General features: G+C 68.9%; 14 protein-coding genes. 6 read left to right on the top strand and 8 right to left on the bottom strand.

Annotated features, from left to right (window positions below; all coding sequences use genetic code 11):
* The 8 genes from GXY15_05155 to GXY15_05120 all read right to left on the bottom strand — a co-directional run.
* Positions 1-1,295, bottom strand: a 1,295-nt coding sequence (locus GXY15_05155; protein ID NLV40600.1) for a hypothetical protein, incomplete at its 3' end; no start/stop codon positions are given.
* Between the two features lie 227 nt (positions 1,296-1,522).
* A complete protein-coding gene (locus GXY15_05150) occupies positions 1,523-2,464 on the bottom strand; it encodes a nucleoid-structuring protein H-NS (GenBank protein NLV40599.1) in 942 nt (313 codons plus the stop codon).
* Between the two features lie 470 nt (positions 2,465-2,934).
* Positions 2,935-3,747 carry an HAD-IIA family hydrolase gene (locus GXY15_05145; protein NLV40598.1) on the bottom strand — a complete coding sequence of 271 codons (813 nt, stop codon included), beginning with the start codon at positions 3,745-3,747 and terminating at the stop codon, positions 2,935-2,937.
* Positions 3,748-3,842: 95 nt separating this feature from the next.
* On the bottom strand, positions 3,843-4,232 hold the full coding sequence (locus tag GXY15_05140; GenBank protein ID NLV40597.1) for a DUF393 domain-containing protein: 390 nt from the start codon (positions 4,230-4,232) through the stop codon (positions 3,843-3,845).
* 477 nt (positions 4,233-4,709) lie between these two features.
* Complete coding sequence (locus GXY15_05135) at positions 4,710-6,905, bottom strand: aminotransferase class I/II-fold pyridoxal phosphate-dependent enzyme (GenBank protein NLV40596.1); 2,196 nt, start codon at positions 6,903-6,905, stop codon at positions 4,710-4,712.
* Between the two features lie 95 nt (positions 6,906-7,000).
* Positions 7,001-9,070 (bottom strand): alpha-galactosidase, encoded by a 2,070-nt coding sequence (locus GXY15_05130; protein NLV40595.1) that lies wholly within the window; start codon positions 9,068-9,070, stop codon positions 7,001-7,003.
* Between the two features lie 42 nt (positions 9,071-9,112).
* The gene (locus tag GXY15_05125) at positions 9,113-9,904 is read right to left on the bottom strand and encodes an enoyl-CoA hydratase (GenBank protein NLV40594.1); all 792 of its coding nucleotides are present in this window, start codon (positions 9,902-9,904) and stop codon (positions 9,113-9,115) included.
* Between the two features lie 33 nt (positions 9,905-9,937).
* Entirely contained in the window at positions 9,938-11,476 is a 1,539-nt protein-coding gene (locus tag GXY15_05120) for a PQQ-binding-like beta-propeller repeat protein (GenBank protein ID NLV40593.1), read from the bottom strand.
* A 311-nt stretch (positions 11,477-11,787) separates the two neighbouring features.
* On the opposite strand from GXY15_05120, the gene GXY15_05115 reads away from it, so the two are divergent.
* From GXY15_05115 to GXY15_05090, 6 genes are all read left to right on the top strand, one after another.
* Positions 11,788-12,927, top strand: a complete 1,140-nt coding sequence (locus GXY15_05115) for a Re/Si-specific NAD(P)(+) transhydrogenase subunit alpha (protein NLV40592.1) — start codon at positions 11,788-11,790, stop codon at positions 12,925-12,927.
* Positions 12,924-13,217 (top strand): NAD(P) transhydrogenase subunit alpha, encoded by a 294-nt coding sequence (locus GXY15_05110; GenBank protein NLV40591.1) that lies wholly within the window; start codon positions 12,924-12,926, stop codon positions 13,215-13,217. Before GXY15_05115 ends, GXY15_05110 begins: the two co-directional genes overlap by 4 nt.
* Positions 13,214-14,605, top strand: coding sequence for an NAD(P)(+) transhydrogenase (Re/Si-specific) subunit beta (locus GXY15_05105; GenBank protein NLV40590.1), 1,392 nt, complete (start codon positions 13,214-13,216; stop codon positions 14,603-14,605). The genes GXY15_05110 and GXY15_05105 overlap by 4 nt, the downstream gene beginning before the upstream one ends.
* A gap of 125 nt (positions 14,606-14,730) precedes the next feature.
* A complete protein-coding gene (locus GXY15_05100; protein NLV40589.1) occupies positions 14,731-15,729 on the top strand; it encodes a hypothetical protein in 999 nt (332 codons plus the stop codon).
* A 17-nt stretch (positions 15,730-15,746) separates the two neighbouring features.
* Entirely contained in the window at positions 15,747-16,640 is an 894-nt protein-coding gene (locus tag GXY15_05095) for a sugar phosphate isomerase/epimerase (GenBank protein NLV40588.1), read from the top strand.
* Between the two features lie 61 nt (positions 16,641-16,701).
* The gene (locus GXY15_05090; GenBank protein ID NLV40587.1) at positions 16,702-18,255 is read left to right on the top strand and encodes a sulfurtransferase; all 1,554 of its coding nucleotides are present in this window, start codon (positions 16,702-16,704) and stop codon (positions 18,253-18,255) included.
* Positions 18,256-18,286 lie beyond the last annotated feature (31 nt).

Raw genomic sequence — 18,286 nt, 5'->3', positions numbered from 1 at the left:
GCGCCGCCGCCGCCGCCCGCGCCGCCCGCGCCGCCGCCGCCGCCCGCGCCGCCCGTGCCGGGACTGCCGCCGGTCCGGCCGGCGCCATTTCCACCCGCGCGCGTGTCCGGCGAGGGAATCACGGCACTGCCACCTCCCGCCGCCTGGGCACTCAGAACCGAACCGTCAGCGCCGCGCACCGCGCCGGTGGATCCGCCGCCGCCGCCGCCACCCGAACCGCCCGCACCACCGCCGCCCGACGCGCCGCCCGCACCGCCGCCGCCGCCGCCGCCGCCGGACTGGGTCCACCCGAAGTTTGCCCCGCCGCCGCCGCCGCCGCCGCCACCACCGCCGCCGCCGCCACCGGAGGCGCCACCGCCGCCACCAGCCCCGCCACCGCCGCCGCCACCACCGCCGCCAAAACCGGCCGCCAGTGTAAGGTTGTTCGCGGAGGCAATGAACTGCGCATTGAGGCCCGTCTGACCACCGGACGCGCCGGTTCCGTTGTTGCCAATGTTACCCGGGAAGCCGCTCCCCCCCGTGCCGCCCGTCCCGCCGCCGTTGTTTGGCCACGTTCCGTAGTCCCCGCCATTGCCGCTGGAACCGCCCGCCGCGCCGGCCCCCCTGGAGCCGCCCCCGCCCAGAGACCCCTTCATGCCACCCGTGCCAACGACACCAAGTCCGCCATAACCGGCGACACCTGCCTGACCGTCTGCACCATCGCTGCCGCCGATGCCGTCCGCCCCGTTGACGCTTGGCGCGCCGACCGTGCCACCGTTGCCGCTGTAACCGTCCGAATGGCTTACATTCTTTTCACCGCCGTCACCGCCGCGGCCGCCGTTGCCGCCGCCGCCGCCTGCGGAGCCCGACCCCCCCTGGCCGCCCGCGCCGCCCGTGCCGGCCACGCCGCCCTGACCGCCGCCGAGCGTGCCCGGGGCGACAAACACGTGGGGGCCCCAGTAGATGTCGCCGGAGGCGGTGATGGAAAGGGGCCGCGCGCCCGTGACCGTCACGGACACGCTGGAGCTGACCGTCAGGTTGGCGAAGCGGAAGACCGCGACGCCGTCAATGTCAACACCGGTCCTCACCTGGGCGCCCCAGGTCATCGTCATCGCGTTGGTGTTGATGGTGAGGGCGCCCGCGGCGACATTCCAGTCGCCCAGCTCGCCGTTGCTTTCATAGATGGTCTGCGCCCCGGCGGAGGCCGCTGCCAGAACCACCGCGAGCATCACCGGAACGATGCGCGCAGCAAACCGCGACCAGCCCCCCGTGCGGTGACACACTCCGACACTGTGGGTTAAGTTCTTATAGACCATTGCCCTGCTCCCAACGTTTGTTGTTCCGGCCAAGATGCCTCACCCCGCCGGAAATGACCTCAAAGGAAAACACACCCAATTCTACTTTGTGAAAATTATACCCGCAACCCCCGCAAAAGGCAATCCAAAAACGCGCCGAAGAACCGCGTATTTAGCACTATGCGTTGTTTACACCCCCGGCACCGCGAAAAACTTGTGTACATCCTGCCCGAAGGCGCCGAGAATCCTTACAGTTCGTCGGCGTTGAGCAGCTCGTCGTAGAACTCGGAGAAGGTGTTTCCGTGGACGCCCTTCATGAAGGCCATGGCCGCGCGCGGGTGCTTGTTCAGGATGCCGGTGATGGCGTAGGGAATCTCGTAGCCCCAGCGCAGCTCCTTCTTCATGTCCACGAAGTACTTCTCGATGAGGTCAAAAATGGGGCGCACGTTGAACTTTGGATTCTTCAGGAAACCGAGCAGCAGCTCCAGGGGGCAGTTGCCCGCGGCGCGGCCGATGCCGTAGATGGTCGCGTCGAGGCGGTTGACGCCCTTGATGATCCCCTCGATGGTGTTGGCGAAACCGAGACACTGGTTGTCATGGCAGTGGATGCCGATCTGTTTCCCTGGAAGGTGTGAAAGGTACTTGTCGGCGAGATAGTGGATCTGCTCGCTGTAGAAGTACCCGAAGCTGTCCACGATGTAGACCATGTCGAAGTTTGTGGCGGCGAGCTGGTCGAGGGCCTCGTCGAGGTCGGGCTCCAGGGCGTGCGACGCGGCCATGATGTTCACCGACACCTCGTAGCCCAGGCTCTTCACATGGTTGCCCAGGTGGATGGCCTTGTCCACGTCCTTGACGTAGGTGGCGACGCGCACCAGCTTCACGATGGACTCGGAGGCGGGCAGGAAGCTGTCGTAGTCTGTGCGGCCCACATCGCACATGATGGAGACCTTGGTGCCGCACTCGTAGGCCACCTCGCGCAGATCCGCCTCGTCGCAGAAACGCCAGGGACCGAAGTCCGCCGGGTTGAACTGCCGCTTGTCCGCGCGGTAGCCCAGCTCAACATAGTCCACGCCCGCCTGGGCCAGGCCGTGAAACACGTCCTTCACGAGGGACTTCTCAAACTTCCACTCATTCATCAGCCCGCCGTCGCGGATGGTGCAGTCGAGGACTTTAATTTCGGGCCGAAACATGGGGCTTCTCCAGGGGTTTTCCGGGGCAGTCATTGCGCCGGGAAGACGCCATGATACCTCAAGACGGGGGAATGCTTCAATGAAATGTCACTATTCACAGATTATGCCGGCGCTGTTCCGGGTACGGGAGGCCGGATTGTTGGATAAGGCAAGGGACGGAATCAGGCGTGTTAGGTGAACGCGCAGGGGAACGCATGCTGTCGTGAAAGGGATGCCCCTCACCCACCGGGTGAGACAGTCCTGCCGGGAAAGAAGAGGGCGCGGCAAGCGGCGCCCCTACCTGCCCATGCCTCGGGCATACGCGAAAACGCCGGGGAATCCTCTCGTAGGGGCGCCGCTTAACGCGCCCTACCTGCCCATGCCCTAAGTTCACGCGAAAACGCCGGGGAATCCTCTCGTAGGGGCGCCGCTTGCCGCGCCCTGGAGCGAACGCATAGGCCGTTGCGGACGGTGCGCCCGCCTGCTCCGCCTCAGTTCGCTTCCCTCCGCAGGGGTCCGGCTCCCCGCAGCGCCTGAGCGAGGGCTCCGGCGTTCTCCAACACGAAGGCGGGCTGGTGGGGCGCGGCATCCAGATCCTCGGGGTGGGTCTCGCCGCTGAGGAGGAGGATGCCCGTCATGCCCGCGAGGCGGGCCATCTCCATGTCGGTGTAGAGGCGGTCGCCGACCATGGCGGCCTCCTCCGGCCGTGCGCCGAGGCGCTCCAGGGCCAGCCGGGCGAACTCCGGGCTGGGCTTGCCGACAAAGTGCGGGGTGCGCCCGGTGGCCTCGAAGAGCAGGGCGGCCATGGCCCCGCAGTCCGGGATGTAGCCGTAGTCCGTGGGGCAGACCTTGTCCGGGTTGCTGGCGATGTAGGGCAGCCCCTCCCGCAGGAGCAGGCAGGCCCGCTCCAGTTTCGCGTAGGTCAGCGTCTTGTCAAAGGCCAGCACCACCGCCTCCGGGTCCTTCGCCGCGGGGTCCACCCCCGCGCGGCGCAGCTCCTCCTCGAACGAGGGCGTGCCCAGGGCGAAGACCCGCCGGAATCCCAAGTCCCGCGCGACATAGTCCGCCGTGGCGGCACCCGCCGTGAACACTTCCTCCGCCTCCGCCGGAATGCCCATGCCCCGCAGCTTCTCCGCGTAGGCCGCGCCGTCGGATGACGGGTTGTTCGTCAGGTAGAGATGCCGGCGCCCCGTGTCGCGGAGGGTCTGGATCAGCTCCTCCGCCCCCGGCAGACGCGACTTCCCCAGATACAGCGTGCCGTCCATGTCCAACAGAAAGGCGGAAAGCGCGTGGAGGGGGGGCATGGGGGAGTCTCCGTGGGCCGTAGGGTTGTGATGTCGGCCTTGCGGGCCGCAGGGGAGAGTATACCGCCCGCCCCCGTTCCGCCGCGACTGCGGCGTCATGCCCCGCGCCCGCACCCTCCCCTATCGCAACTGAAAAGACACCGGGAGACCCAGTGGCGGTTGGCGGCCAGCCAGCGGTAGGCCCGGGGGAAAATCCAGGAGCACGGCGGAAGGCGCAGTACCGGGGCCAAGAACCCGAGAGTTCCCGTGGCGCGGAGGAGTTCGGGGACGGCTTCCGCGCCGCGCAGGACGGTGCCGGCCGTAGTGCGGAGAATGAAGCCGTCGGGCATCGTGTCGCCGAGGAGACTGGCGAGGGCGGGGTCTTCGCGGGCGGAGTCAAAGGACACGCCGCGTATCCGTCCCGCGCGGGACAGGCGGGTCACGCTCGCCGCGCCCGCGCGGCAGAGGGGGCACGCGCCGTCGTAGAGCAGGGTATAAGGTTCCATGTTGGGGAAACATGCCGCGGCGGCGGGGCGATTCCCGGAACCGAAGACAAGGCCAGCGAGACGCTGGCGGTACGGAAGGCAGGAAGACCTTGCAGGCGGGACGCTGGCGGTACGGAAGACAGAAAGACCTTGCAGGCGGGACGCTGGCGCTACGGGGGCGGGCTGGCGGGGCTGTTCCGTAGCGCCGCCGTCCCGGCGGCCTTGTCTTTGGCACGCGAGCCATGCCGGCGGCCAGAGAAAAAGACGGGGCCAGCGGGACGCTGGCGGTACGGAAGGCAGAAAGACCTTGCAGGCGGGACGCCTGCGCTACGGGGGCGGGCTGGCGGGGCTGTTCCGTAGCGCCGCCGTCCCGGCGGCCTTGTCTTTGGCACGCGAGCCATGCCGGCGGCCAGAGAAAAAGACGGGGCCAGCGGGACGCTGGCGGTACATAAGACATAAAGACCTTGCAGGCGGAACGCCTGCGCTACGGAAGTAGGGTTACCGCTGCCGGTGGGCGAGGACTTTTTTCAGGGCGGAGACGACCTCGTGGAGGTTCTTGTCGGTGAGCTGGGGGTGGAGGGGCAGGGAGAGGATTTCCCCGGAGGCCTTGGTGGCTTCGGGCAGGTCTTCGGGGCGCAGGCCGAGGGTCTCGCGGTAGTAGGGGTGCAGGTGCAGCCCGTAGAAGTGGACGCCCGTGCCGATGTTCTCGCGGCGGAGGTCGGCGGCGATCTCGTCGCGGGAGCGGCTCAGCTTGTCCAGCCGCAGGCGGACCATGAACAGGTGCCAGGCGTGGGCGCCGCGGGCGCAGTCCGGGGGCAGGACGATCTCCTCCACGTCGCCGAGGACGGCGCGGTACATGGCGGCGAGCCGCGTCCGCGCGGCCTTGAACGCGGCGAACTTCTTGAGCTGCTCAATGCCCATGGCGGCGCCGACGTTGCCGAGGGCGTACTTGAAGCCGGGCTGCAGCACCTGGGCGGGCGCGGGCACGGCGCTGCGGCCGTAGCGGTCCCACGCGGTGGCGCTCATGCCGTTGGACGCGAGGAGGCGCAGCCCGGCGGCGGACTCCGCGTCGGGCGCGGTGATCATGCCGCCCTCCATGGTGGTGATGTTCTTGATGGCGTAGAAGCTGAAGCAGGCGGGGTTCTTCCCCGCGCCGACGGACGTGCCGTCGCCGTAGGCCGCGCCGAGGGCGTGGGCGGCGTCCTCGATGACGGCCACGCCGCGGCGCGCCGCAATCTCGTTGATCCGGTCCATGTCGCAGGGGTTCCCCGCGAGGTGGACGGGGATGACGGCGCGGGTGCGCTCCGTGAGGGCGGCCTCCAGCAGGCCGGGGTTCAGGTTGAGCGTGTCCGGGGCCACGTCCACAAACTTCGGCACGAGCCCCATGTTTAGCAGCGTGTTGCCCGTGGAGGCCCAGGTGATGGGCGGGGTGACGACCTCGTCGCCGGGCTTCAGCCCGAGGCGCGCGAGGCACAGGTGGAGCGCGGCGGTGCAGGAACACACGGCCACGGTGTGGGCCGCGCCGGTCGTCCCGGCGAACATGCGCTCGAAGGTCTGAATCTGCGGCCCCGAGGTGAGCCAGCCGCTGCGGAGGGCCCCCAGCACGGCCTCCTCCTCCTCCGGCCCGAGGGACGGCCGCGCGAGGGGAATGAACCGCGCCGCGACGGGCTCGCCGCCGTCGTCCACCGGCGTGTCCAGCAGGCGTTTCATGCGCGCCACGTTGTTGTGGGCCTCGTCGAAGGGCTGGACGTCCGGGTTCGCATCCAGATGGGCGCGCAGCTCGTCCATGCCCTCCTCCATGGTCCGCGCGCAGGCAAAGCCCAGGCGGTCGCGGAGCTTGGCGAAGAGCACCCGGTAGTCCCGCTTGTCGTCGTCGTCCTTGGGCACCTCCACCGCCGTGCCGGGAATCCGCGCGGCCACGCGGTCCGCCAGTGCGCGGATCTGCACGTTCCCCGCGTCGTCGCCGACGTTGAAGACCTGCCCGGACACGGCCGCCGCGGGGGCCTCGGCCATGCGGGCGAGGGCCTCGGCGGCGTCGGCAATGTGGACGAAGGGCCGCCACTGCGCGCCGCCGCCGCGCACGACGATCTTGCCCTGGCGCACGGCGGTGGCGACCATCTGGTTCACCGCGAGGTCGAAACGCATGCGCGGCGAAACGCCGAACAGCGTGGCCATGCGCGCGCAGACGGGCTCGAAGGCCGCGCCCTCCAGCCGCAGCAGGGCCTCCTCCGCCTGGAGCTTGCTCTGGGCGAACGCGGACACGGGGTTCGCCGGGCTGGCCTCGTCCAGCAGCTCGAAGACACCCCGTCCGTAGACGGCGCAGCTCGACGCGAAGACGAACCGCCGCACCCCGCACGCGACGGCCTGGCGCGCCAGCTCCTTCGTGCTCTCCGTGTTGACGTCGAAGGCCATCTCCGCGTTCAGGTCGCACGAGGGGTCGTTGCACACGCTGGCCAGGTGGATGACGGCGTCCACGCCGTCCAGCAGGGCGGGGTGCTCCTGGAGCCGGCGCACGTCGCCCGCAACCCACGAGACGCCCGGCGCGGCGTGGCGCGCCATGAACGCCGCCGGGGTGTCCCCCTCGCGGAGATGGCAGAAGCGGTCGAACACCACGACCTCGTGGCCCCGGCGCGACAGCGTCGCGGCGGTGACCATGCCGAGATACCCCGCGCCGCCGGTCAGCAACACTTTCATAGAGACTCCTCGCCGCGCCCGGCCGGGCGCGGTTCACACAGCCGTCAAAACAGACGGTAGTATACCACCCGGCCCGCGGGAACGCGGCGGCCGGGTCATGGGGAGACGGCCCGGTACAGGATCACCGCCGCCGCCGGTTTCTCCGCCATTGCGACCGTCAGCCCTTCCCGCATCAGCGCGCGCCCCGTGCGGAGTTCCTTTCCGGTGTCCAGGTTCTCCAGTTCATACTCCGCGTCTTCCCGGAGACCCCTGAGTTTGAAGGTCATGGAGGCTTCGCCGCAGTCCGGCCTGCGGAACGCCTGCACCACGCCGACTCCCTCCCCGGGATCATTGAACTGCCACGCGATCCAGCGGTCCGGCGCGAGGCTGTATTCAGTGAGGGGGTAATAGTCGTGCAGCATGCAGGGACCGACCTTGCGGACCTCGCTGTACGCCCTCTTCTGCGCCTCAACGTTGTCCGGGGAGAGGCCGCCCATGCCGAACAGGGGCAGGTAGAAACTCCGGTAGGCGTAAGGGTCGTACTGGTAGCAGCCCGTCCCCTGAAACGGCAGCCAGAACGACAGCCCGTAGGTGTGCCCCTGGTTGCCCTCAATGACCCCCTTCATGTCGGGGAACTGGAAATCACTCCGGGTCAGGGGGACGGCCCTGCGCATGGTCTCCAAGTCGTTGCGGCGTCCGCCGGAAGCGCAGGAGTCAATCCGCAGCCGGGGGTTTCGCCGCCGCAGCTCGTCCCACAGCCGCAGGTGACCCTGAACATAGAGGTTTTCGGTGATGCCCTGCCGGTCCTCCGCGTCATGGCCGCGCCATCCGGGCAGGGGCCCGACGCCGTTCATGTCCTCCCGGTACCAGTCAATCCCCTGCTCCTTGATCATGCCGTCGAGGTGGCCGATGAGCCACTCCAGGGCCGCCGGGTCGCCCTCGTTCAGCAGGGCGCCCTGCTCGTTGCACGGCATGACCCATTCCGGGTGGTTCCGGCCGATCCAGGACTCCATGCTGCCGACCCGTTCCGGCTCGAACCACAGGAGGAACTGCATGCCGTTCGCGTGGACCCAGTCGCTGAAGGGCCTGAACCCGTTCGGGTACTTGGCGGGGTCAATCTCCCAGGTGCCGGTGTTGAGCCAGGCCAGCGCGTCCTTCCAGGGTTCCATGTCGCTGGGGTACCACGTGGTGCCGCCCGCCCCGGCGTCGCGCCAGCAGATGTCGGGCCTGATGCCGTTTTCCAGAAACAGCCGGGCGGAGGCGATGTCCTGCTCGCCCCCGCCGACCTGGATCTGCGTGACGGCCCGCTGGGTCTCTCCGTCCACGCGCGGCATGTTGTGCGCGACGTACCAGCGGCGCCAGAGGTTCTGCGACTCCGCCAAGTCCCTCTCTTGGGAGAACAGCAGCGCGATCAGCGGGGTGCGGACCTCCTCGCCCGGTTTCAGGCGGAGATGCGTCAATTCCTGTCCGGCCAGCACACGCAGCGCGCCCGCGGATTCGCAGGCGAACGACGCGGCCCACTGTCCCGGCCAGCCGACCGCCATCAAAACACGGCCAGTCGGCAGGGACAGGTTGAAGTACGGCCAGCCGTCGGGACCCGAGGTGGATTTTCCGGGGTGGTTTCCCGGGGCGAACTCCTTGCGCGCGCCGGCGCCCAGCGCAAGTTCATAGGGCTCGTAGCCTTCGGCGACGGTCCAGTCGCCCTTGATCCCGTTGAGGATGAACGGCCCGCCGGCCTCCTTGCTGAGCAGGACATCCAGCGCCTGGATCCGCTCCAGAATCGGCGTGTCCTCCGGGCCGTTGTTCTTCAGATAGACCGTCCACTCGACCGCGGGATAGTCCGCATACTCGACCACCACGCAGCGGACGGAGAGCTTTGTCCGGGGATCCGTCCAGGAGAGCGTCCGCTCGGTGCGCAGGGCGTCCAGTTGCCGGGTCTCCGAGGACGACGGCCATTGCCGGAGCAGCCCGTCGGACGCCTTGCCGTCATAGGTGAAGGAGAAAGGGAGACTCGAACCGTCGCCGCGAAAATGATCCGAAACCCATGCGGACGCGGCGCCCTCCTCCGCGGCGGCGGCGCAGACGGCCAGCAGGCACGCGCACAGGGCGGCCCGGACTGCGGCGTTGAGTGGGAACCCCCGGGAAGAAACGCGCCCGTCACGGACACCCCCGGCTTTCATTGTCATGATTCATTCCTCCGCCCGGTCCCACCGGACGCGCGGGCTCCTTCAAGTGAACTGGGAAAAATCCGGCGGGCGGTGCTGCAGGAAGGCCTGGAAGGCCTCGGCGGCCTCGGGGGAGGTCAGGCGTTCGACGAAGACCGCCGCCTCGCGGTGGATGGCGGCGACGACCTGCTCCGGCATCGCGCCGCGCAGGAGGGCCCGGGACGCGCGCACGGCGGCCGGGGGCTGGCGGGTAAGGGCCGCGGCGGCCTCGCGGGCGGCGGCCTCGGCCTGTCCGGAGGGGCAGACGGCATTGATCAGCCCCCAGGACAGCGCGGTGGGCGCATCGAAGGGTTTTCCCAGCAGCACGGCCTCGGCGGCGCGCGCGGGGCCGGCGAGCGCGGGCAGGAGCAGGCTGGACCCGGCCTCGGGGCACAGGCCGAGGCTCACGAAGGGCAGGTGAAACCGCGCGTCCTCCGCCGCGTAGACCAGGTCGCAGTGGAGCAGCAGCGTGGTGCCGACGCCGACGGCGAAGCCGTTCACGCCCGCTACGAGCGGCTTGCGCGCCGTGGCCAGCGCCTCCAGAAACCGGATCACGGGGTGGGACGTGTCGCGCGGGGGATTGAACAGGAACTCCTGCACATCGTTGCCGCTGGAGAAGAACTTCTCCCCGCCGAGAAACAGCACGGCGCGCACGGCGGGGTCGTCCCCCGAGGCGTTCAGGGCGTCCGCCAGCACCGTGTACATGGCGGCGTTCAGGGCGTTCTTCTTCTCCGGCCGGTTGAAGCGCAGGACCAGCACCCCGTCCTCCAGCGTCACCAGCACGTCGCTTTGCGCCGCGTATGCGTCCAGATTCATGCCGTTTCCTCTCCGGGTTGGTTCGCGGTCCTGTCAGCGTTTTCCGAAGGCGAAGATGCGCTCCTGCGTCGCCACGAAGAGCGCGCCGTTTGCCGCCACGGGGGTGGATGAAATGGCCGCGCCCAGGGTTGCCCGCGAGAGCAGTTGCTTCTCCCGCGCGGCGGCGAAGACCGCCACCTCGCCGCGCCGCGTACCCACATAGACCTTCCCGTCCGCCGCGAGCACGGAGCCCCATATCTCCCCGCCCAGGTCCTCGGCCCACAGCAGGGCACCCGTCGCCGCGTCCACACAGGAAAGCTCCCCGCCGCCGTCGGTGACAAAGACCAGGCCGTCCGCCACGCAGGGCGTGGACATGCTGAACTTCTTGAGCGGCGCGGTCCAGAGCAGGCCCGACTCCGTCGCATCGCCCGGCTTGGAGGTGTCCACGCACTTGAGCCAGGCCTCGCGCTTGCCCCACCACGTGTCGCCGCCGCCGGTGATGTAGAGGCGTCCGTCCAGCCATACCGGCATGCTGTGGATGGTGCTGGGCCCCGCTTGGTTGTCCTTCAAGTACTCCGCGACATTTTCCTTCGGCGCCGCCGGGTCGGGGTCGAAGCGCCAGATCCGCTCCAGCACCCGCTCCGGCTCCGGGGCCTCGTCATGGCCGAGGGCCCTGAACCCGTAGCACACGCCGTCGCCGCCGCAGAAGAAGACTGTCTGCACGCCGTCCACCGCGCCGAGCGCGGGGGACGACCAGGTGGAGTGGAAAACGCGCGGGCCGATCCGCTCGCCGTCGCGCGCCACCAGCCGTCCGGTGCGCTTGTCGAGCACCACGAGGCTGGGCGCATCGGGATTCCGGATCACTTTGTGCGTGTTGTCCACGCCGTTGCAGGAGTTCGCATAGAGCCAGGGGCCGTCCAGCAGCGGAGAGGCGTGCGCCCCGTCGTGGGGGTAAATGCCCGCCTGCGTCTTCAGGTCGAAGATCCAGAGCACATCGGCGTCGGACGCGGTGACCTCCAGAGGCGGCTCGCCGTCCCGCGCCATGAGGACACCCTCGTCCAAATACGGGCCGTCGTTGCCGTTCTCCTGTCCGCGCGCGTCGAGACAGACAATCTGGTAGCGGTTGGTCACGGCGTAGACGCGGTCGCCCTCCACCGTGGGCGGGGAGCACACGGCGATGCCCGGCCAGTCCAGATAGTCGTCGCCGCCGATGCGCGGCGTGCCGAGTTTCCACAGGAGCGCCCCGTCCTTTTCCGAGAGGCAGTACAGCAGGCCGTAGTCGCCCTGGAGCCGGGCGTCCACGGGGTTCAGGTTGTTCGCGCCGATGTAAACCCGGCCCCCGGCGACCACGGGGGTGCCGTAGCTGTTGTCGCCCAGACCGACGGACCACAGGGGACCGGCCTCGCCCTCCGCCGCCACGGCGTCCGGCAGGCCGGTCTCCGCCGAGACCATGTTGCGGGAATGCGCCGCGCCCCACTGGGGCTGGTCTCCGGCGTGAACGGCGGCGCACACCGGGAACAGGCACGCGGCGGCGCACAGCCGCCGCAGGAAACGCAGGTTCAATCCATCACCCTTTCGTCTTCGGCCGGACATTCCTTGCCCCTCCAGTATTGACGAGGGGGGGGGCCGTGCGCAAACTGCCGCCCGGACGCCGCGCGGGTGGTGTCCAACCCGGAAATTTTTCCTGATTTCTCCGGGGTCTCCCGGGGGAGTCCATCCGTGGAACCGTTGAACCGAAAAGGCGCGGCGCGGTTCCCATGCGAAACCACCCGGAAGGGGTCATCCGGCTGGTCTGCCCCTTTTACGCGGCGGCGGCATTGCATCGCGGCGGCGGCAGGGGGTACACTATCGGCGCTTGCGCGGACAAGAATCCCCTGTTTGGCAACTAGGATAGGAGTATCGCCATGCTCATTTATGCACCCAAAGAAACGTGGCCGGGGGAGCGGCGTGTGCCGCTCGTGCCCGACACGGTGGCAAAACTCGCCAAGAAAGGCGCGGAAATCACCGTTGAGGCGGGGATGGGCGCGCCCTGCGGCTATACCGACGAGGCCTACGAGAAGGCCGGCGCCAAGGTGACCCAGGACGGCCCCGGCACCCTCGCCGCGGCGGACGCGGTGCTGCGTCTGCGCAAGCCGTCCCTGGACTTCGTGAAGGCGATGAAGCCCGGCAGCCTGCTCATCAGCTATCTGGAGCCCTTCACGGACGCCGAACTGCTGGACACGATCATCGCCGCGAAGGTGGACGCCATCTGCATGGAGATGATCCCGCGGACGACGCTGGCCCAGAAGATGGACGCCCTCAGCTCGCAGGCGAACCTGGCGGGCTACATCGCGGTGATGGCGGCGGCCAACAAGCTGAGCCAGGTGCTGCCCATGATGATGACGCCCGCGGGCACGCTGAAGCCCGCGCGGGTCTTCATCATCGGCGTGGGCGTGGCGGGGCTCCAGGCCATCGCCACGGCGAAGCGCCTGGGCGCGCGCGTGGAGGCCTTCGACACGCGGCCCGTGGTGGAGGAGCAGGTGCAGTCGCTCGGCGCGAAGTTTGTGAAGATTGACCTCGGCGAGACCGGCCAGACCAAGGACGGCTATGCCGTGGAGCTGACGGAGGAGCAGAAGGAGCGCCAGAAGGAGGCGATGGCCAAGGTCATCGCCCAGTCCGACATCGTCATCACCACGGCGCAGGTCTTCGGGCGCAAGGCGCCGGTCATCGTGACCCGCGCCATGGTCGAGTCCATGCGCCCGGGGAGCGTGGTGGTGGACCTGGCGGCGGAGACCGGCGGCAATGTCGAGGGCTCGCAGCCGGGCGCCGAGGTGGACATCAACGGCGTCACCGTCATGGGCGCCGAGAACTTCCCCGGCCGGGTGCCCGTGCACGCCAGCCAGATGTACTCGGCGAATGTCGGCAACCTGGTCGAGCACTTCTGGGACAAGGAAGCCGGCGCAATCAGACTGAACACGGACGACGAGATCATGAACGGGTGTCTCATCGTCCGCGACGGCGAACTTCGGAGCGAACTGCTGAAGAAAGCGAGGGCCGCGAAATGAGCGTCACCATGCTGCTGCTGTTCACCTTTACCATCGCCATCTTCCTGGGGGTTGAGCTGATCAACAAGGTGCCCTCCCAGCTGCACACGCCGCTCATGTCGGGGTCCAACGCGATCTCCGGCATCAGCATCGTGGGCGCGATCATGGCCGCGGGCGCGGGAAACGAGTCGCCCTTCCTGGCCTTCATCGGGCTGGTCGCCATGATCGGCGGCGCCATCAACGTCTTCGGCGGCTATGTGGTCACCCACCGCATGCTGCTCATGTTCAAAAGCAAGGACGCCAAGAAATGAAAGAGAACCTCATCCAGATCCTGTACATCGTCTCGGCGGTGATGTTCATCTTCGGCCTCAAGATGCTGAGCAAGCCCACCACGGCGGTCCGGGGCAACCTCCTGTCCGCTGTCGGCATGGGCCTGGCCATTGTCGCCACCCTCATGACCGGCGGTCTGAGCATGACATGGATCGTCGCCGGGCTGGTCATCGGCGGCGTGGTCGGCACCGTCGCCGCCCTCAGGGTGCCCATGACCTCCATGCCCGAGTTTGTCGCCGTGTTCAACGGCACGGGCGGCCTCGCCAGCATGCTCGTCGGCTGCGCCGAGTACTACCGCTACTGGAGCCACGGCGGCGGCGAGATTGAGGCGGTCCCCCTGATCGCCACCTACCTCGCCGTGCTCATCGGCGGCGTCACCTTCACGGGCAGCATGGTCGCCTACGCCAAGCTCGCCGAGAAGATTGACAGCAAGCCCTTCCTCTTCAAGAACCAGCAGCTCATCAACGCCGCGGTTCTCGGCCTGCTGGGCGTGGGCGGCGTGGTCTTCTTCCTGTGGCCGCACAGCATCATCGCGGTCCTCTTCTTCATCGTCGCGGTTGTCCTCTCCAACGTGCTCGGCGTGCTGGTGACCATCCCCATCGGCGGCGCGGACATGCCGGTCGTGATCTCCCTGCTGAACAGCTACTCCGGTTTGGCGGGCTGCGCGGCGGGCTTCGTCATCTCCAACACGGTGCTCATCGTGGCCGGCTCCCTGGTCGGTGCCAGCGGCATCATCCTGACCAGCATCATGTGCAAGGCCATGAACCGCTCGCTGGCCAACGTGCTCTTCAGCGGCTTCGGCTCCGCCACGGCGGGCGCCGGCAAGGCCGTCGAGGGCGAGGTCCGGTCCCTGAGCGTGGAGGACGCCTACTTCGTGCTTGAGTCGGCCTCGTCGGTGGTGTTCGTGCCCGGCTACGGCATGGCCGTGGCCCAAGCCCAGCACGCCGTCCGCGAGCTCGGCGACATTCTGGAGAAGAACGGCACCGAGGTGAAGTACGCCATCCACCCCGTGGCGGGGCGCATGCCCGGCCACATGAACGTGCTGCTGGCGGAGGCCAACGTGCCCTACGAGCAGCTCGTGGAGATGGACGACATCAACCCGGTCATCGAGTCCGTGGACGTCTGCATGGTCATCGGCGCGAACGACGTGGTGAACCCCGCCGCGCGCGAGGACGAGACCAGCCCGATCTACGGCATGCCGGTCATCAACGTGGACCTGGCGAAGTCCTGCTTCGTCATCAAGCGGTCCATGCGCTCCGGCTTCGCCGGCATCGAGAACCCCCTCTTCTACAAGGAAAACACCCGCATGGTCTTCGGCGACGCCAAGGCCGTCATCACGGGCCTCGTGGAGCAGTTCAAGAGCGCCTGAGTCTTTCCTGCTTTTCGTCCGCGGCGGGGCCGTCCCCGCCGCGGTTCTTTTTTTGTTCCCAAGACCGGCGCCGCTGTACACTGGCGGCGCCGCGAGACGTCGGCGCAACCAAGGGAGACGCCCCAATGGCGCACCAGTCCAACCGCAGGGAATTCGTGAAACAGGCGCTGATGGGGGGGGCGGCGGCCGGGATGGCGGCCGGCTGCGGGTTTCAGGCCGCGGCCAATGACGCGGAGGCGCCGCCCGCGCCCATAGACCTCACCACGAACAGGGAGGGAATGGAAAGGGGGAAGATCGGGGACCTTGCGGTCAGCCGCATCCTCCTCGGCGGCAACCTGCTCACGCACTTCACCCACAGCCGCGACCTCAAGTACGTCTATGACCTCTGCGCGCACTACAACACGGACGAGAAGATCATGGAGACCATGTCGCTGGCCGAGGCCAACGGCGTGAACACCCTGGTCATCCACACCGTCCCGCGGGCGATGGCCACCCTGAAGGCCCACCGCGACGAGCGGGGCGGAAGAATCCAGTGGATCATCTGCCCGACGGCCCAGGTGGACAAGGAGCCCGACGCCTATGCCGCGCAGGTAAAGGAACTCAAGGAGATGGGGACGGAGGCGGTGTACCTCTGGGGCGTCGCGGGCGACCGTTTTGCCTCGGAGGGGAACGTCGAGGCGGTCAAACGCGCCGTCGGCATCGGCCACGACCACGGCATGCCCTCCGGAGTCGGCGCGCACGACATCGAGGTCATCCGCCTGTGCGAGAAGCACCAGATTCCCGCCGACTTCTACATCAAGACCTTCCACCACCACAACTACCCCACGGGCCCGAAGCCGGAGGAGATCAAGGGCCCGCACAGCGAGATTCCCGGATACTGGTGCAAGGACCCGAACGAGGTGATCGAGGTCATGAAGGACGTCGAGAAGCCGTGGATCGCCTTCAAGGTCATGGCCGCCGGTGCCATCCCCCCGGAGGACGCCCTGCAGTACGTGTTCGACAACGGCGCGGACTTCTCCCTCCTCGGCATGTTCGACTTTGAGATCGAGAAGGACGCCACCATCGCCCGGCAGGTGCTCGCCAAGGTCCAGCGCACCCGGCCCTGGCGCGCGCCCGCCGTCTAACCCAGGGAGTCCCGGCCATGCATCTTTCCCTCGCGCTCCTCGCGGCGCTCGCGGCCCTGTGCGCCGCCCCGGCACCGGCGGCGGACCCCTCCCCCCTCCCCTTTTTCGCCTACTGCATGGACACCCACGACAGCCTGAAACGCACCCTGCCCGAGCAGGCGGCGCTGCTCAAAGAGCTGGGCTACGACGGGGCGGGGCATCTGTGGCTGGACAATGTCCAGGAGCGCCTGGAAACGCTGGACACGGCGGGACTCAAGCTCTTCCAGATCACCATGCAGGTGTCCATGAAGGAGGGCGCCCCGCCCTACGACCGGGAGAAACTGGAGGCCGTGCTGCCTCTCCTCAAAGGCCGCGGCGTGCAGCTCTGCCTGCTCATGCAGGGCATGGCGCCGTCCGACCCGGCGGGCGACGCGCGCGGTGTGGACATTGTGCGGGAGATCGCCGGCCTGGCGAAGGCCTCCGGCACGGAGGTTCTCCTGTACCCCCACGCCAACGACTGGGTGGAGAAGGTGTCGGACGCCGTGCGCATCGCTGAAAAGGCGGACCGGCCCAATGTGGGGGTCATGTTCAACCTGTGCCACTGGCTCAAGGTGGACCGGGAGGAAGACCTCCGCCCCGTGCTGGAATCGGCCCTGCCCCGCCTGCGGGCCGTCAGCATCAACGGCGCGGACCGCGCCGAGGCGATTCACGCGGGCACGGGCGACTGGCTCCAACCCCTCGACAGGGGCTCCTACGACGTGTCCCAGGTGCTGCGCACCCTGTCGGAACTCGGCTACAAGGGCCCGGTGGGCCTCCAGTGCTACGGGATCGGCGGGGATGCGCGGGACCACCTGACCCGGTCCATGGCCGCCTGGAAACGCCTGAACGGCGGCCTCTCCCAGGCCCCCGCCAAGAGCGGCGGGAACTCTTAACTGTCCCCGCGCCATTCATTTATGGCATGATATTTGGACAACGTTCTGGGAGACTCCGTTCATGACCCGTTTCGTCCTCTTTGTCTGTTTCCTGCTTTGCGCGGGGGTGTGCGCCGCCCAGGAGGCCCCCGCCGAGGCTGCGGCACCGCCCGCCGCCGAAGTCACGGACGCGCCCGCCCCGGTGGAAACCCCGGCCCCCGCCGACCCGGCTCCGGCAGAAGAACCCGCCCCCGAACAGGCCCCGCCCCCGGCGGATCCGGCACCGGCCGCGCCCCCCGAACCTGCTCCCGCCGAGACGCCGGCCGCGCCGGCGGCGCCCGAAACCCCCGCCGAAGCGCCCGCGCCCGCGCCCGCGGAACAGCCGGAATACCTGGGCCACCCCCTCGCCCTCGCCGCGCCGACCCTCGACGCCGTCCGCGTGCCCGACGCCCTTTTCGTGGACGCCCGCGAACCTGAGGCCTACACGAAGAACCACATTGCCGGCGCGGTGAACCTGCCCGCGAAGGCCCTCTCCGAGGAGCGCAACGGGGTGGTTAACCTGCTGCGTCCGGTGGACCAGCTCGCCGACCTGCTGGCGCAGCGCGGCATCACCGCGGACCGCACGGTCATCGTCTACGGCGAGGGCGACTCGCATGAGAATGCCATTCCCCCCGCGCGGGTGTTCTGGGTGCTCGAGTATCTCTCCTTTCCGGAGGTGCATCTGCTGGACGGCGGCCTGCGCAAGTGGATGGCCGACGCCCTGCCCGTGGAGAGCGGCGAGGGATCGGCCAAGCCTGTCCCGGTGGAGAATGTGAAGGTTAAGATTCGCCCCGAGGTTATTTCCCGGCAGGGCGAGGTGCTGGAGCTGCTTGTTTCCGGGAAGGGCCTGGTCGTGGACGTCCGGCCCCGGCCTTTCTATTTGGGCGGGGAGAAGAAGGACTTCGTGCCCCGCGCGGGCCACATCCCCAAGGCCTTCAGCCGCCCGGCATCGCGGATTTTGGACGAGACCACGCTCCTCTTCAAATCGAAGGAAGAGGTCAAGGCGGCGCTTGCCGTCGGCGACGGCGACCCCGCCGCCCGCGTGGTGGTCTACTGCAACTCCGGCAACGAGGCGGCCCTCGGCTATTTCGGCCACCGGCTTGCGGGCTACGAAAATGTGGCGCTGTACGACGGGTCCATGGCCGAATGGAGCCGCAACCCCGGCCTCGCCCTGACCACCGAGGACACGGAAGCGCCGCCCGCGCCGGAACCGCCAGCAGCGCCGGCGGAGGCGGTCCCGGCCGAGCCCCCCGCCGCACCCGCGGCGGAAGCCGTTCCCGAGGCGGCCCCGGCCGAGCCCCCCGCCGCACCCGCAGCGGAAGCTGTTCCCGAGGCGGCCCCGGCCGAGCCCCCCGCGGAGAAGGCGCCGTCCGCGCCCGCGCCGCCAGCGGCCCCTCCCGTCCCCGAGACGCCGGCGGGAGCCGCGCCCGCGCCTGAGACACCGGCCCCCGGGGCCCCCGCCACAGAGGCCGCCCCCGCGCCTGCGGAACAGACGCCCGCCGCCGCACCGCCCGCCCCTGAAGCCCCCGCCCCCGCACCGGCGGTGGAAACGCCCCCCGAAGCCGCCCCCGCGCCGGAAGCGGCCGCGCAGCAGTAGAGACCTGGGCGGAACAGGTGAAGGCGGCGCA

It is taken from the genome of Candidatus Hydrogenedentota bacterium (assembly GCA_012730045.1).
Taxonomy (GTDB): Bacteria; Hydrogenedentota; Hydrogenedentia; order Hydrogenedentales; family CAITNO01; genus JAAYBR01.
This window is presented reverse-complemented; position numbering and strand designations above follow the sequence as displayed.

What these genes read in the sequence shown, in the direction of transcription:
- GXY15_05145 (NLV40598.1), bottom strand. Translation starts at nt 3,747, where the DNA reads ATGCCCCCCCTCCACGCGCTTTCCGCCTTTCTGTTGGACATGGACGGC.
- GXY15_05095 (NLV40588.1), top strand. Translation starts at nt 15,747, where the DNA reads ATGCATCTTTCCCTCGCGCTCCTCGCGGCGCTCGCGGCCCTGTGCGCC.
- GXY15_05110 (NLV40591.1), top strand. Translation starts at nt 12,924, where the DNA reads ATGAGCGTCACCATGCTGCTGCTGTTCACCTTTACCATCGCCATCTTC.
- GXY15_05125 (NLV40594.1), bottom strand. Translation starts at nt 9,904, where the DNA reads ATGAATCTGGACGCATACGCGGCGCAAAGCGACGTGCTGGTGACGCTG.
- GXY15_05150 (NLV40599.1), bottom strand. Translation starts at nt 2,464, where the DNA reads ATGTTTCGGCCCGAAATTAAAGTCCTCGACTGCACCATCCGCGACGGC.
- GXY15_05120 (NLV40593.1), bottom strand. Translation starts at nt 11,476, where the DNA reads ATGTCCGGCCGAAGACGAAAGGGTGATGGATTGAACCTGCGTTTCCTG.
- GXY15_05135 (NLV40596.1), bottom strand. Translation starts at nt 6,905, where the DNA reads ATGAAAGTGTTGCTGACCGGCGGCGCGGGGTATCTCGGCATGGTCACC.
- GXY15_05115 (NLV40592.1), top strand. Translation starts at nt 11,788, where the DNA reads ATGCTCATTTATGCACCCAAAGAAACGTGGCCGGGGGAGCGGCGTGTG.
- GXY15_05100 (NLV40589.1), top strand. Translation starts at nt 14,731, where the DNA reads ATGGCGCACCAGTCCAACCGCAGGGAATTCGTGAAACAGGCGCTGATG.
- GXY15_05105 (NLV40590.1), top strand. Translation starts at nt 13,214, where the DNA reads ATGAAAGAGAACCTCATCCAGATCCTGTACATCGTCTCGGCGGTGATG.
- GXY15_05140 (NLV40597.1), bottom strand. Translation starts at nt 4,232, where the DNA reads ATGGAACCTTATACCCTGCTCTACGACGGCGCGTGCCCCCTCTGCCGC.
- GXY15_05090 (NLV40587.1), top strand. Translation starts at nt 16,702, where the DNA reads ATGACCCGTTTCGTCCTCTTTGTCTGTTTCCTGCTTTGCGCGGGGGTG.
- GXY15_05130 (NLV40595.1), bottom strand. Translation starts at nt 9,070, where the DNA reads ATGACAATGAAAGCCGGGGGTGTCCGTGACGGGCGCGTTTCTTCCCGG.